Source organism: Microcoleus sp. CZ3-B2 (genome assembly GCF_036705055.1).
Lineage (GTDB): Bacteria > Cyanobacteriota > Cyanobacteriia > Cyanobacteriales > Microcoleaceae > Microcoleus.
Window position 1 is genome coordinate 1 of record NZ_JAUBTN010000101.1, and the last position, 13424, is coordinate 13424.

Sequence of the window (13424 nt, forward strand, 5' to 3'; positions counted from 1 at the left end):
TCCCCCTCTCCCCCTCTCCCCCACTCCCACTCCCTCACTCTCCCCGTTGGGCCCAACTCGTGATTGCAATCTATCCAGGCAGTTTTGACCCCATTACCTTTGGTCACGCAGACATTATCGAGCGGGGCTGCAAATTGTTCGATCGGGTAATTGTTACCGTAGTCAAAAACCCCAGCAAAACCCCTCTTTTCACCGTAGAGCAGCGGATCGAGCAGATCCGGTGCTGTACCCAACACTTGTCAAACGTAGAAGTAGACAGTTTTGAGGGTTTGACAGTAAACTATGCTAAGATTCGACAAGCCAAAGTGCTGCTGCGGGGGCTCCGGGTATTAACAGATTTTGAAATGGAACTCCAGATGGCCCACACCAATAAAACCCTTCTGGGCGAAATTGAAACAGTTTTTTTGGCAACTTCTAACGAGTACAGCTTTTTAAGTAGTAGTGTAGTTAAAGAAATCGCCAAGTTTGGTGGCTCCGTAGATCATCTTGTTCCGAAACACGTCGCCCTAGATATTTACAAATGTTACGCCAGCAGGAACCAAATCGCATCGAATCCGATATTACCGCCGGCAGCGCTGAGAATGAATCACCTCAGAACACAGCCGCTTTCGGAGAACCCACCCGAACCCCAGGAGTAGACATCCAGAGGGAATTGAACCGGCTTGAGGAAATTGTTCTCGACAGTCCGCGCATTCCTCTGACCAGACGCACTCTGATTGATGAAGAACAGTTGCTCGATCAGTTAGACTTGGTGAGGCTAAATTTGCCGATCGCCTTTGGGGAAGCCGAGATCATCATTCGGCACAAGGACGAACTGCTCGAAGAAGCCCAAATCTACGCTCAGGAAGTGATAGAAGCAGCAGAACAGCGAGCCGCAGAACTTTTAAACGATATGGGCCTGATCCAGCAGGCGAAGATCGAAGCAGATCAGTTGCGACAGCAAGTTTTGCTCGACTGCGAGGCAATTCAGCAGGCGACGCTGGCGGAAGTCGAACAAATTCGCTACCAGGCTCAAGAGGAACTGGAAGAAATGAGAGTTAGGGCGATGGCTGAATGCGAGGAAATTCAAAACGGCGCCGACGATTATGCTGACCAAGTGCTAGATAATATCGAGCACAAGCTCAGCGATATGCTGCGCGTGATCCGCAACGGGCGCGATCAGTTGGATAATGTTTCTGCGTCGCACATTCATCACAACAACGGTTAGCTAACTGCTTTTGACGAAACGGCGACTTAGGGGTAATTTTCTGAATTTGTAGGCGATCGTCCCAGTGGTAGAACAACGCTATTGCCCTTTCCGGCAGACATGGCGCAAAATTGGGCGATCGAGTTATAGAGAAACGGCACCGTCGAGTGTCCGACTCCCCACTCTGTGAATGTGAAAAATTTAATCATTGGTATCTGATTGAGGATTGTAGCAAGATTTTTGTGAATTTGTATAAGTTTGGTGAAAATAGGAGCAAAAATAATATTTTCTGGTAGGGTGAAAGTCCGTGAGACAGAAAAATTCTGATTTGACCCTAATTTTTGGCATCTACTTTTTACCATGCCGAAAGCTTCTAATCGGTTCGCAGAATTTGATTTGATCCGAGCTTTAGCGATCGTCGGTGTTGTGATTATTCATGCTGGATTCTCGGCATTTCGCGAACGCCGAATTGTGTTTGTGGCGATTGACACATTGCAACTGTTCTGCGTACCTGCATTTTTACTGCTGAGCGGTTTTTGCCTCACCAACAAAACCGACAATCAAAATAATCCCGCACAGATATTCAAAAAAAGACTTTCAAGAATTATATCTCCCTATTTTGTTTTGGTCAGTAGCTTTGTACATCTTAAATAGTTGGGGATCGCTCCCAAAAATTGATTTACTGCCATTGTTCAGAGATATCTTGACAGGTTCAGTAATGCCTCCCTATTATTTGATCATTGTAATTGTTCAATGCTACGGTTGGTGGTGGCTCCTAGTAAACTTAAAAGTTTGAGAAACCCGAAAAATTTGAATCTTGGGTTTAACAATTCAAACAATTTTTAACATATTTTTTTACCGGGCAGTTTTCAAATACATATCAATACCTCTACCTTTGATGGAGCGCTGGATTTTTAGTTGGATTTTGCCATTTTCTGCAGGTCTATTTTTGGGTTCAACCTATGACAAAATCAAACCCGTTCTAGAACGCAGAAAAATGCAATTTTTAGGAGCAACCATCCTATTTTATCTAGCAAGCATTTCGGAATATTACCTGCTCGGCGAAGTTAATGCGGAGGAATGGTTTCTGCGATAGTTTTTTAAAATATCTGCTCAAGGATACGCAATTTTATTCGTGTTGTCAAAATATTGGCTGCTTATTCATTCCCTATATATCTGCTAGATTCGACAGTCGTGCAATATGTGTTGTTAGTGTTTTATAAATGTATTGAACCCGTACATCCGCTGCTGAAGCTCGGCTTTTTGGTGACAGGGACTTTGTTGGCTTGTTTGGCAATTATTTACATCTTGCAGAAAGTTTTGCCCAAAAAATACAGCCAGTACATTCTGGGAATTTAAGCAGATTTTGTAGGTCAGCGGGTGGTCTTGGATATAGCCTTTCTCAAAAAGGTGAGAAGTCAGTCGATTTTAGATTTTAGATTTTAGATTGAGGGATTCGGGGATTGAGGAATTGAGGGATCGATCGATACCTCATCGAGAGTGAGAACAGCTATATCTCCTTGCACCCTCGGTATCCGTTTGGCAAGGGCAGCAACAACCGGACTGTTTACCTGCAACCACCAGCGCTGGCGAGTTCGCCTTGATGCGCCTCTTGCTTTCAGGTGAATCAGAAGGATTTGAATACTTGTTCGTCTCTGTTTTTGTTTGAGTCCGGTTAAACCATTGTCTGCAGAATTGAGGTTTCAAAGTCGAGCGATCGCCCTAGTTGAATCTAGTTTAAGATTATTCTCAGGCCTGTAAAAAAATTTCAATGAAACTTTTAATTAGCAACGACGACGGCATCTTTGCCCAAGGCATCCGCAGCCTCGCCAACGCTCTCGCCACCGCAGGCCACGACGTGAGCGTAGTTTGTCCCGACAGAGAGCGCTCCGCTACAGGGCACGGCCTCACCATGCACCAACCCATCCGCGCCGAAATTATCGAATCTGTTTTTGACCCCGCCGTCAAAGCTTGGGCTTGTTCGGGCACTCCCGCCGACTGCGTGAAATTAGGTTTGTGGGCTTTACTTGACCAACCGCCGGATTTTGTGCTTTCCGGGATCAACCACGGGCCGAATTTAGGTACGGACATCATCTGTTCTGGCACGGTTTCGGCAGCAATGGAAGGAATCATGGAAGGCATTCCCAGCATTGCTTTCAGCCTCGCCAGCTATACTTCGCAGGAATTTGGGCCGGCGGTGGATTTTGCTGTCACCTTGCTGGGACAGTTGGAAAAACAGCCAATGGCTAAACCGACGCTGTTGAATGTCAACATACCAGCGGTGACACAAGCAGAAATTACCGGAGTGGCGATCGCCCGTCAAGGCATTCGCCGCTATTTCGACATATTTCAAAAGCGCACAGATCCGCGCGGCAAAACTTATTATTGGCTGGCTGGGGAATTGTTAGAAGATGTAGAAGAAACCGCCGATCCGTCGGTGGCTCATGCTATTCCTACAGACGTACAAGCTATCCGCGACAACAGAATAACCGTGACTCCGCTGCAATACAATCTCACCTGCCATCCCGACTTGCACTCGTTGCGCGATTGGCAATTTGAAGGTTTTTTCGAGCAGTGAGCTCAGATCGACCAGATCGCGGCTGTAAACTAGGAATTAAGGATAAAGTGCCTGTAAAGGTTTATGCCTTTGGCGTTACACAAGCTCTCAATTGGTTGTTAGTTTTTTTACTCCAGAAAAACAGTTATGAACGCTCCCACCTATAACACCCATTCTGTCACTTGCCCGATTTGCAACCGTTCCAGCGTCCTCGGCCCCGTTGGAATGGTCAGCGGACTGTTCACTTGTCCCCACTGCCATTCCCACATGGTAATTAGCTGGAGCGGTCATTTTGTGCGCGATCCTTTTAGTCTCAAACAAATGACGGTAGGAAAAATGCTCAGGCGTCAGAGCCGGCCCCTAGCTCGCCTCCAGCGAGACTTTGGGTTCGGCAAGAATTTTCCGCTGCTGGCAATTTTGGGAAGCGTGGTATTTTTGGGATGCGCGATCGCAGCTACGGAACAATCGCTGCCCAGACAAAACTCATTTCAAGGATTTTTAGAGTGGGTAAGCGGAACTGACAATTCCCAAGATGTCTCGCGTTAACATTTCTCAAAATAGATTTTCACATATCTTGTATGAAAATATCTATTCCTTTAGGTAGAAATAACGATAGAAGACTTGCGGATTTCGAGTCGCAACCGGGTTTTTGATGGTTGTGGCGGGCTATAACCTGTGTATTTTGTAAAAAACCCGGTTTACGATCGCCCTTGCGTAAGTGCTAGTAGTGGGAAATTATACCAATTTTCAAAAGTAGCCATACTTTTAAGAATTGGTATTAAATCCAAAAAAGCCGATCGCAAAACCGCAGATGTAATATCAATTCCGGTTGCACTCCTCATGACTGTTGACTGTTGACTGTTGACTGTTGACTGTTGACTGTTGACTGTTGACTCGATTTTATTATTCCGATGCAACCGGAAACGATATAAGGCAGATGCAATGCCGATAAACGCAGATTATTTGCCCAAAACAGAGCGATTGAATGCAGTGCAACTCTAATTGAGAAATTCCGCAATTTTGCTCGCTGCAACTGTTAAAATTTCGGGCGGCTCGACTAAGGCAAATCGCACGTAGCCTTCTCCTGATTTCCCGAAACCGGCACCGGGGGAAGCTGCGACTCCTGTACTCTCTACTAGCTGAGTGCAAAATTTGATAGAATCAGATGTCCAAGGTTGGGGCAGTTTCGCCCAGACGTACATGGTGGCGGGGGGTACGGGTACTTCCCAGCCAATGTTTTCTAGGGCGCTTACAAAGCTATCCCGCCGTTTTTTGAAGGTTTCTACACTGCTTCTGACGGTATCTTGAGGGCCTGTTAATGCGGAGACCGCTCCGTTCAAAATTCCTAAATATTGGTTGAAGTCTACTGCGGCTTTGATCTGTCGCAGGGCTGCAATTAGCTGGGAGTTGCCGATCGCGTATCCGACTCGAAAACCTCCCATGCTGTAGGATTTAGATAGTGTAAAAAACTCGATCGCTACACTCTTATCTCGATCGGCTTGAAAAATTGACGGTGCCATCAATTTACGGTTTTTCTCGATATCCTCCCAGGCCGCACGCGCACCATCCACCGCCCCTGCGGCATCGTCAAACACCAAATCCACATAGGGGAAATCATGTACTAAAACCAGATCGTGTTGGCGACAAAAAGCCACGGCTTTCTCAAAAAAAGCCAGCGGGGCGATCGCAGTTGTAGGATTGTGAGGATAGCTCAAAACCATCATCTTCGACTGAGCCAGCACGGGCATCGGAATATCTTCAAAAACTGGTAAAAACTGATTTTCTGCTAATATTGGCATCGGATAAATTTGACCGCCGGCCAAATACACGCCGCCTGCGTGGGAAGGATAACCCGGATCGAGCAACAAAGCAAAATCTCCGGGGTTCATTACAGCTAAAGGCATATGCGCCGTGCCTTCTTGGGAGCCAATTAACGGCAGCACTTCTGTTTCTGGATTAACTGAAATCCCAAATTTTTGTTCGTACCAGCAAGCTGCAGCTTCCCGGAAAGTTCGTGTCCCGTTAAACAGTAAATAGCCGTGGGTGCTAGAGTCTGACAATGAATGGGCGATCGCATCTGTAATATGAGCCGCCGCAGGCAAATCGGAAGAACCCAGAGACAAATCTATCACCTTTTTTCCCGCTGCTTTAGCGAGAGACTTTGCCCGATCCATATCGGCAAATACATTAAATTGCAGGGATTCTAAACGTTTGGCAAATTGCATATTTTTTGTGAATGGTTGAGGATATTATTGAATGTTTTTATAATTTTTGAACTATTCTATTTTTTGAAATTGCCTTTTAATTTGCTTGCGAACAAGATTTTTTTTGACTTACCGCAGAGAGCGCAGAGGGCGCTGAGTTTGAGAGGAGTATTGAGGAGAAAATAGAGATGTTCAAAAATATTTGTGCTTGCTATAGTTGTGAGTTGGGAGTTGGCAACTCCCGCATCGTTTCCCAACTTTATAAGTGACCTTCGAGCAAACCGAGCAAAGTTTGTTTGGTAATAGCTCCCTCGTGGGAAAGCACTACTTCGCCATTTTTAAACAGTCTGAGTGCTGGGACTCCTTCAACTTTATACTGCTTGACAGTATTAGGATTGGGGTCAATTTCCATCTTGACCACTTTCAGCTCGCTGTAGTTGGTCGCCACCCAGTCTATCGAAGGCGCGATCAGTTTGCAAGGCCCGCACCAACTCGCCCAAAAATAGGCAAGCACTGGTTGCTCAGCTTTCAGGACTTCTGTTTCAAATTTTTCGTCGTTAATGACAATTACACTGTTGCTCATGGTTCTGCGATTAATTTTGCTATTTATTTCTCAAGCACCTACGGGCTTGAAACTTGCACCAACTTTGAAGACAGCTCCAAAAAACTGTTACTAATTTTAAAACATTCTGCGAATTATTGACTGTAAACTGAGGACTGGGGACTGATGGCTAATTCTGTTTGGCGTTTAATTCCGCTGCTGTCAGCGTCTGGGAGGTTGCAGATGGCGATCGACAAATGGCTGCTGCAACAGCATCTAGCCCAGAAACATCCGCCAACTCTGCGATTTTACACCTGGCAACCAGCGGCGATTTCCTTGGGCTACCACCAGCAGCGCTGGCCGGAGTTTTGGGAGCAGCTATCTTGGCAGGGAATGCCTGTAGAATTGGTGAGGAGGCCTAGCGGCGGGCGCGCCGTGCTCCACCAAGGAGATTTAACTTATGCAGTGGTAGCGTCAGGATTTGGCAGCAGTCGCCTGAAAGCTTATCAGACTATTTGCGAGTTTTTGATTGAGGGTTGGAGGGCGATGGGTTTAGACTTGCACTACGGGGAAGCTAAACGGGGTTACATTCACAATCCGAATTGTTTTGGTACTGCGACGGGTGCTGATTTAGTTACGCCCGATGGCTGCAAGTTAATTGGTAGCGCGCAACTGCGCCGGGGCGATGCTATTTTGCAGCACGGTTCCATGCGCTTGCAACCGGATGTTAGTTTGTTCGATCGAGTTTTTGACGAAAAATTAATTCCTGTGAAATTACCTCTATCTGAAGGGGGAGATGATTTGATTGCAACTGTAATTGATGTTTTGAGTGCGGCGGCTTGTCGCTGTTTTGAGATTGATTTGGAAGTGCAGCCACTTTCGGAGGAGGAATGGCAGGATATTTGGGAAACAAGTAACAAGCTATTGTAAATTTAACTTTTGCGAACAGCCAAGACTGCCGTTATACAAGAGATTTATTGCATAAATCTTCGCTCTTGGAAGAGCGAGATAGATCGGCTTGTTAGCAGTTAAATTGTCTGTTAAAAAAACAATCCAACTTTTGTGCGTTAAGCCCCAAAGCCCGCCCTGGATATACAATATAGCCTTTCTCAGTAACATGAGATGTTCTCGTGGGCATTGGGCATTGGGCATAGGGCATACCTCACAAAGCTTGAGAACCGCTATAGAACTATTACAAAAGTCCTTTTCATCCAGAGTTCTAATTTAAATGCGCGGCAGCTTGTACGCAGATAATTTCCAGATTGTTGATAAATTCTGAAAAAAGTCTCTTTTTTTGCGTAACACTTGTTACACCTAGGATTGCTTTGCTTCCGAGCGCTTCACTTCCAATGACGAGACGCTTGACAGTTCAGTACAGTATTTACAATCTAATTTTTCTTTTTTAAACTCAACAAAATAAATTGAGTTCTCTCTGCTTCATCAAAATTGTCATCGCTGACTAAAACAACACTTTGGCTGCCGTCTGGCAACTGCGGCCCGAGAGTCATTCCCTCTAAATTGTACAGCGGAATTCCCAGTTCGCTCAAGTCGAGCAGCAACTTTTTCCTCACAGGCTCGACCATTGCCATTGTTCCTTTAAAACTCTTGATTCTCGAAGTATCTGTCGCCGCTCCAGCCGCTACTTGATAAATTCTAGCGCTGTATCCCGACAGCCCAAAAGAACGCTCTAAACTCAGAAATTGACCGCCGCCAACAGTTACTAATTCTGTTAAATTGTTCAACAAACTCATGGGAACTTGGTCTAGCTGGTAAAGATTTTCTGAGACTAATTGCGGCGTTTTATCGACGATAATATAATGTAAAATGCGTATTTTGCTTGCTTGTTCCGGGTCTGCATCTTGCATTAACGGCGCTGCCGTCGCTGCGAACAAGCGAAATGGATCGAGACCGCCTGGACTAAAGGTTTCTGGGTCGATGCTTAAAGATTCAAAACCTGAATTGTCCAGCACTCCTTGCTGCTGTTGTTCGTCGCTGCCATCGGGAATGTAGCGGTTGGGAATAGGTAAATTACCCCGCAATTTCCCGGTTGTGAGGTCAAATTCGCCGACCAAAGGAGGGATGTTAGCATGAGTAAAGCCTCCGCTAGCGACAAATACTGAATTGCGGGGAGAAAGGGCGATGCCTTCGGGATTTATGGAGCCCCAAGCAAAGGTTTCACCGTCTGCTTTTTTGAGGGAGGTAACGCTTTCAACGGCAACTTTTTTCAGGCGAATATTTGCTGGATCGCTGGAGGCGAGATCGAGTCGGAGACTGTAAAATCTGGCTTCTCCGTTTTCGCTCTTGTCGTCGGAAAGAGCGTAAAATCGATAAGCTTTGGAAGTCACGCCACTAATACCTTTTGGATCGTAGGTAATTCCTGACAAGCCGCCGACTGGTGTTCCTTCAAAATTCATTTTTGGCAATTGATACTGTCCCAAAAATTCTAGGGACATTTCAGGAAAAGAGCGGTCTTTAGCAACGGCAGGAGGCGCGCAAGCGGTGCATATGGTTAACAGAATTAGGGTTAAACTGAATAAGCGCAAAAGCCGATCGCCCAATGCCTTAAAATCCCAATAATTGCTCAGTATGCTAAATTTTATTTTCTTGCTCTTGTTGAACAGTTTGCTTTTGTGCCATCTTTGTGACATAATTTATACCATTTTGTAGATATGCAAAATTTGATGTTTCGAGCCCAGATGCCGAATCGCGGGAGTCATATTTCTTTTATGAGAAATTCTGTACCAATTGGGTGCTTGCTTTTTTTGTGGCTGTGTGCTGGTTCTATTGCTAGCGCCCAAACTAATCCACCGGGCCTCGATCAATTTTCTCCTAATCCTCTAGAAATTACCACCCCCGATCCGCTAGCTCCCGCCAGTGAGCCTCTGAGCAGCAGTCAGCGGGACGAACTGACAGTGGCTTTGGAACAGTTAAACTTAGAAGCAGCGGCTAAACTAGAAGCTGGAGATGGGGCTGGTGCTTTTGATATTTGGTTCCGAGAATTGCGACTGCGTAGGTATCTGGGCCCGGCGGCGGAAATTGCTGCTTTGAGTCGGGTGGGAAGTGTTGCTTGGAGTAGCAGTAAAAACATCGAACTACAGCTTATTACTAAACGGCTGGAAGCAATTTACAAACAAGTGAAATCGCAAGTACCGATCGATCTTGATTTGCTCCAGGCTTTGGCTGCGGCTTTTAGCCAGGTGCGGGCTAAGGGCCCGACTGTAGAAGTTTACCAACAAATTCTCGAAAATGCGCGCCAAAACCAAGATATATTGGCTGAGGGTCGGATTTTAAAGGCGATCGGGCTAATTCACATTAATTGGCTCAGTTACGAAAAAGCTGCTCCCGTGTATGAGGAATTGGCAAGTTTAATTCAGGAAAACCGCGCTTTATTTGCGGCTAATGCTGGGGTACAAAATTCTGTTTTATCGGCGGGAAACGGCGCGCCGCCGCAGCCTGTAACTGCTCCAACTGAGGTGGATGCTTTGAGACAGTTGGCCTACGTTTACCAGCAGTCGAAACAGCCCCTAAAGGCGATCGCAGCCAGGGAAAAATTAGCATCCGTGTATCTTAACCTGCAAAACCCCAGCGCTATACCGCCGCTAAAAATGGCGATCGCCACCGATTACCAAAGTATAGGTCAAATCAACTTAGCAGCTCAATACTATCAGGAAGCTTACAATTTAGCTGTTCCCATTCAACAGTACGCTCAGGCTAGCGAAGCTTTGGACAAATTAGCATTGCTTTACCGAGCGCAAAAGCAGTGGGAGCCGACTTTGCGGATTTATCAAATGCAGTTGCTGTTGGAAGAGCGGGCTTACAATTGGTACGGATTGATGAATGCTTACGACAATATCGGTCAAGTTTATCAGGAAATGAAGGCTTACGATAAAGCTTTGGAATCCTATCAAAAAGGGTTGGAAGTAGCGAAAAGATTGGGACACCGAAAAGAGTATTTTGCTAAGAAGATTCTCAAGGTTAACAAGCAATTGCAAAAAACTTCGTAGTTGTTAGCAGGTAACAATGACAAATTACAAGGTTAGTAATATAAATGCAGTAAGGTGTGCACTGCACACCTACACAACTACTTTTGACTTGTAGATTTCTCGCGAGATAGAATAATATACTCGATCTCGATCGCGATCGTCGAGGTTGTGCTGGTATTTCATCCCCACTTTTTCCATTACCCGCCGCGAGGCGATATTTTCGGTATGTGCAACTGCAACAATTTTTTCTGTTTTCAATACTTCAAATCCGTACTTGAGGCTGACTCCTGCAATTTCCGCAGCTAAACCTTTCCCCCAATACGCTTTTGCTAACACGTAACCGACTTCTACTTCAGATGTTTTGCCTAAGAAGCGAAGCCCCCCGTCGCCGATCAATTGGTTATTTTCTTTATTGACAACAGCCCACAAACCGAAAGCGTGTTTTTCCCAATCTGCGATTATCCCAAATAAATCTACTGCTGTTTCTTCTCTATTTCTGACGCCTTCACTTAGATACTTCATCACTTCGGGATCGCTGTAGATGTGGTAAAGCTCATCTAAGTCGTCTGGCGTAAATTCTCTTAGATATAATCTAGGTGTTTCTATATATCGGGAGAAATAATTTTCTGTAGGTATAGAAGATTCCATAATTTAACTGACTGCATTTGCTACAATTATTACTTGGATATATTTTACAGTCTTTCTGCTCAAAGACTGAGTGAACTTCGAGGGCGCGCTCGCCCTACAAGCTGCGGAGCAAAAAAGCTCAGTATCCCCAGCAAAAGCCCCAAATTTAGCAGCATAATAGCTTCTGCAATTCCATAATCTAAAATCTAAAATCTAAAATCGAATGACCATTTCCTCACCAGTAGCAGATACCAAAAACAAATCCGGCCAGGAAACAGACTGGCGGTTATTCATGAGGTTGGCATCTTACGCAACCCGCAGCAAACGCTTGCTGATTATTTCGATCGCACTATTAGTACCGCTAGCAGTCTCAGGAGCAATTCAACCGATTCTGATCGGACAGGCAATTTCGGTAATTCGAGCGGAACCTACCTATGAATTTTTGCGGGGATTGCCTTTATCTACTGCATTAAACGTGTTAGCAGTTTTGCTGATGCTAACTATAACATTTAGATTGGGACTGCAATCAGTTCAAGGCTATTTAGTCACGAAAGTAGGGCAAATAATTACAACTGATATTAGAAATGATTTGTTCGCCCACGTCACATCGCTAGCAGTGAGATTTTTCGATCGCACTCCTGTCGGTAAATTGATGACGCGCCTTACCAGCGATGTCGAAGCTTTGGGAGAAGTATTTTCGAGCGGGGCGATCGGGATTGTTAGCGATTTATTTTCAATTTTAGTAATTGCCATTTTCATGTTTACCATGCAGTGGCAACTAGCTTTAATGTTGGTGACAATCATGATACCAATTACTGCACTAATCGTTTATTTTCAAAACCAATATCGCCGAGCAAATTACACTACCAGAGAAGAACTTTCCGATCTTAACGCCCAACTGCAAGAAAACCTGACTGGTATTGGCGTAGTGCAGCTATTCCGCCGCGAAAGATTCAACTCAGAATTGTTTAGAGTCACTAACAAACGCTACATCAAAGCAGTTGACACCACAATCTTTTACGACTCTGCGGTATCTGCGACATTGGAATGGATTGCTTTAGTGGCAATTGGAGCCGTTTTGTGGCTGGGCGGTGAAAAAGTTCTGCAAGGTAGTCTTAACTTTGGTACTCTCTCGGCATTTATTTTATTTGCTCAGCGTCTCTTCGATCCGTTGCGGCAATTTGCCGAGAAATTTACCGCGATTCAAGCAGGATTTACCGCTGTCGAACGGATTAGCGATATTCTTAACGAACCAATCGAAATTCAAGATCGAACTATCGTACAAAAAGAAGAAGGAAGAGGGCACAAGGAAGAAGGAAGAGGAAAGAGGGAAAAGGGAAGAAAGAAATATTATTCGCCGCTGTTAATTACCGGTCATCCTGAGACAATTTCCTATAACTTATCTTCAACTGAGCCAGAATTGGTAGAGAATAATCCAAGTTCCAAAACTTCAGAATATCGTCTATCAATTAACAATCGACCATCGACAATCGACCATCGACAATCGAAGGAATTCGCATCAGGAGAAATCCAATTTGACAATGTGTCGTTTGCCTACAAAGATAACGAATACGTCCTGCAAAACCTCAATTTTACGATTGCATCCGGCGAAAAAGTAGCATTAGTGGGCCCCACCGGTGCGGGCAAAAGTTCGATTATCCGTCTCCTGTGCCGCCTTTACGAGCCGACGCAAGGACGCATTCTCATCGATGGTGTGGATATTCGCGATTTGCCTCAAGCAGAATTGCGCCGACACGTAGGCGTGATTATTCAAGATGGCTTTCTATTTGCTGGCGATGTGAAGAGCAATATTAGCCTGGGAGAAAATTACTCTATTGAGGAAATTGAAGCAGCAGCAGAAAAGACTAATGTTGCTCGTTTAATCGAACAGTTACCTCAAGGTTATGACACGCAATTGCGGGAACGGGGAACGAATCTTTCGGGGGGACAAAAGCAATTATTAGCGTTTGCTCGGGCGGCGATTCGCAATCCCAATATTTTAGTTCTAGACGAAGCTACTGCTAGTTTGGATGTGGGGACAGAAGCTTTAATTCAAGAGGCTTTGGAGCGTTTGATGGAGGACAGAACGGCTATAATCATTGCCCACAGGCTCTCGACTATCCGAAATGTCGATCGTATTTTGGTGCTCAAACGCGGGCAGTTAGTAGAGTCTGGAACCCACGAAGAATTGTTGCAGCAAGAAGGGTTGTATGCCAGTTTGTACAAGTTGCAAATGCTGGGAAGTTAATATCTGAAGTCATTAGTCATTAGTCATTAGTCATTAGTCATTAGTCATTAGTCATTAGTCATTAGTCATTAGTCATTA

Annotated in this window: 16 protein-coding genes; 10 read left to right on the forward strand and 6 right to left on the reverse strand. The window is 45.1% G+C overall.

The genetic code is table 11. The features are described from left to right. Positions 1-59: 59 nt before the first annotated feature. Positions 60-638 carry a pantetheine-phosphate adenylyltransferase gene (gene coaD / locus QUA97_RS26840; RefSeq protein WP_194012120.1) on the forward strand — a complete coding sequence of 193 codons (579 nt, stop codon included), beginning with the start codon at positions 60-62 and terminating at the stop codon, positions 636-638. Further along, a complete protein-coding gene (locus tag QUA97_RS26845) occupies positions 521-1207 on the forward strand; it encodes a DivIVA domain-containing protein (protein WP_194070945.1) in 687 nt (228 codons plus the stop codon). The genes coaD and QUA97_RS26845 overlap by 118 nt, the downstream gene beginning before the upstream one ends. 26 nt (positions 1208-1233) lie before the next feature. On the opposite strand, the gene QUA97_RS26850 is transcribed toward QUA97_RS26845, so the two are convergent. Next, positions 1234-1395 carry a hypothetical protein gene (locus QUA97_RS26850; RefSeq protein ID WP_194070946.1) on the reverse strand — a complete coding sequence of 54 codons (162 nt, stop codon included), beginning with the start codon at positions 1393-1395 and terminating at the stop codon, positions 1234-1236. Positions 1396-1546: 151 nt separating this feature from the next. Between QUA97_RS26850 and QUA97_RS26855 the strand changes: the two genes are divergently transcribed. The 5 genes from QUA97_RS26855 (at position 1547) to QUA97_RS26875 (ending at position 4289) form a co-directional block, all read left to right on the forward strand. Continuing rightward, the gene (locus tag QUA97_RS26855) at positions 1547-1840 is read left to right on the forward strand and encodes an acyltransferase family protein (protein ID WP_228050367.1); all 294 of its coding nucleotides are present in this window, start codon (positions 1547-1549) and stop codon (positions 1838-1840) included. A 244-nt stretch (positions 1841-2084) separates the two neighbouring features. Continuing rightward, positions 2085-2282: a hypothetical protein gene (locus QUA97_RS26860; RefSeq protein WP_228050368.1), complete on the forward strand. Its 198-nt coding sequence runs from the start codon at positions 2085-2087 to the stop codon at positions 2280-2282. A 53-nt stretch (positions 2283-2335) separates the two neighbouring features. Then, on the forward strand, positions 2336-2545 hold the full coding sequence (locus QUA97_RS26865) for a hypothetical protein (RefSeq protein ID WP_228050369.1): 210 nt from the start codon (positions 2336-2338) through the stop codon (positions 2543-2545). 412 nt (positions 2546-2957) lie between these two features. Continuing rightward, positions 2958-3764: a 5'/3'-nucleotidase SurE gene (surE, locus tag QUA97_RS26870; protein WP_194070947.1), complete on the forward strand. Its 807-nt coding sequence runs from the start codon at positions 2958-2960 to the stop codon at positions 3762-3764. A gap of 126 nt (positions 3765-3890) precedes the next feature. Continuing rightward, a complete protein-coding gene (locus tag QUA97_RS26875; protein WP_194070948.1) occupies positions 3891-4289 on the forward strand; it encodes a hypothetical protein in 399 nt (132 codons plus the stop codon). 152 nt (positions 4290-4441) lie between these two features. On the opposite strand, the gene QUA97_RS26880 is transcribed toward QUA97_RS26875, so the two are convergent. The 3 genes from QUA97_RS26880 to QUA97_RS26890 all read right to left on the reverse strand — a co-directional run bounded on the left by QUA97_RS26880 (position 4442) and on the right by QUA97_RS26890 (position 6530). Then, on the reverse strand, positions 4442-4585 hold the full coding sequence (locus QUA97_RS26880) for a hypothetical protein (protein ID WP_194070949.1): 144 nt from the start codon (positions 4583-4585) through the stop codon (positions 4442-4444). Between the two features lie 156 nt (positions 4586-4741). Then, a complete protein-coding gene (locus QUA97_RS26885) occupies positions 4742-5968 on the reverse strand; it encodes an LL-diaminopimelate aminotransferase (protein WP_194070950.1) in 1227 nt (408 codons plus the stop codon). A 238-nt stretch (positions 5969-6206) separates the two neighbouring features. Then, a complete protein-coding gene (locus QUA97_RS26890; RefSeq protein WP_194070951.1) occupies positions 6207-6530 on the reverse strand; it encodes a thioredoxin family protein in 324 nt (107 codons plus the stop codon). 144 nt (positions 6531-6674) lie between these two features. Here QUA97_RS26890 and QUA97_RS26895 point away from each other — a divergent pair, with 144 nt between their 5' ends. Then, positions 6675-7418: a lipoate--protein ligase family protein gene (locus QUA97_RS26895; RefSeq protein WP_194070952.1), complete on the forward strand. Its 744-nt coding sequence runs from the start codon at positions 6675-6677 to the stop codon at positions 7416-7418. Between the two features lie 458 nt (positions 7419-7876). On the opposite strand, the gene QUA97_RS26900 is transcribed toward QUA97_RS26895, so the two are convergent. Beyond that, positions 7877-9136: an esterase-like activity of phytase family protein gene (locus QUA97_RS26900; protein ID WP_333197292.1), complete on the reverse strand. Its 1260-nt coding sequence runs from the start codon at positions 9134-9136 to the stop codon at positions 7877-7879. A 21-nt stretch (positions 9137-9157) separates the two neighbouring features. On the opposite strand from QUA97_RS26900, the gene QUA97_RS26905 reads away from it, so the two are divergent. Continuing rightward, entirely contained in the window at positions 9158-10492 is a 1335-nt protein-coding gene (locus tag QUA97_RS26905; protein WP_194070954.1) for a tetratricopeptide repeat protein, read from the forward strand. A 69-nt stretch (positions 10493-10561) separates the two neighbouring features. On the opposite strand, the gene QUA97_RS26910 is transcribed toward QUA97_RS26905, so the two are convergent. Continuing rightward, positions 10562-11119, reverse strand: a complete 558-nt coding sequence (locus tag QUA97_RS26910) for a GNAT family N-acetyltransferase (RefSeq protein WP_194070955.1) — start codon at positions 11117-11119, stop codon at positions 10562-10564. A gap of 202 nt (positions 11120-11321) precedes the next feature. Between QUA97_RS26910 and QUA97_RS26915 the strand changes: the two genes are divergently transcribed. Beyond that, a complete protein-coding gene (locus tag QUA97_RS26915) occupies positions 11322-13346 on the forward strand; it encodes an ABC transporter ATP-binding protein (protein WP_333197297.1) in 2025 nt (674 codons plus the stop codon). The last annotated feature ends 78 nt before the right edge of the window (positions 13347-13424 follow it).

Coding starts and splice junctions, on each gene's coding strand:
- QUA97_RS26845 (WP_194070945.1), top strand. CDS start 521: ATGTTACGCCAGCAGGAACCAAATCGCATCGAATCCGATATTACCGCC.
- QUA97_RS26905 (WP_194070954.1), top strand. CDS start 9,158: ATGCAAAATTTGATGTTTCGAGCCCAGATGCCGAATCGCGGGAGTCAT.
- QUA97_RS26890 (WP_194070951.1), bottom strand. CDS start 6,530: ATGAGCAACAGTGTAATTGTCATTAACGACGAAAAATTTGAAACAGAA.
- QUA97_RS26910 (WP_194070955.1), bottom strand. CDS start 11,119: ATGGAATCTTCTATACCTACAGAAAATTATTTCTCCCGATATATAGAA.
- QUA97_RS26885 (WP_194070950.1), bottom strand. CDS start 5,968: ATGCAATTTGCCAAACGTTTAGAATCCCTGCAATTTAATGTATTTGCC.
- QUA97_RS26875 (WP_194070948.1), top strand. CDS start 3,891: ATGAACGCTCCCACCTATAACACCCATTCTGTCACTTGCCCGATTTGC.
- QUA97_RS26900 (WP_333197292.1), bottom strand. CDS start 9,136: ATGTCACAAAGATGGCACAAAAGCAAACTGTTCAACAAGAGCAAGAAA.
- QUA97_RS26915 (WP_333197297.1), top strand. CDS start 11,322: ATGACCATTTCCTCACCAGTAGCAGATACCAAAAACAAATCCGGCCAG.
- QUA97_RS26895 (WP_194070952.1), top strand. CDS start 6,675: ATGGCTAATTCTGTTTGGCGTTTAATTCCGCTGCTGTCAGCGTCTGGG.
- QUA97_RS26880 (WP_194070949.1), bottom strand. CDS start 4,585: ATGAGGAGTGCAACCGGAATTGATATTACATCTGCGGTTTTGCGATCG.
- QUA97_RS26860 (WP_228050368.1), top strand. CDS start 2,085: ATGGAGCGCTGGATTTTTAGTTGGATTTTGCCATTTTCTGCAGGTCTA.
- QUA97_RS26850 (WP_194070946.1), bottom strand. CDS start 1,395: ATGATTAAATTTTTCACATTCACAGAGTGGGGAGTCGGACACTCGACG.
- surE (WP_194070947.1), top strand. CDS start 2,958: ATGAAACTTTTAATTAGCAACGACGACGGCATCTTTGCCCAAGGCATC.
- QUA97_RS26855 (WP_228050367.1), top strand. CDS start 1,547: ATGCCGAAAGCTTCTAATCGGTTCGCAGAATTTGATTTGATCCGAGCT.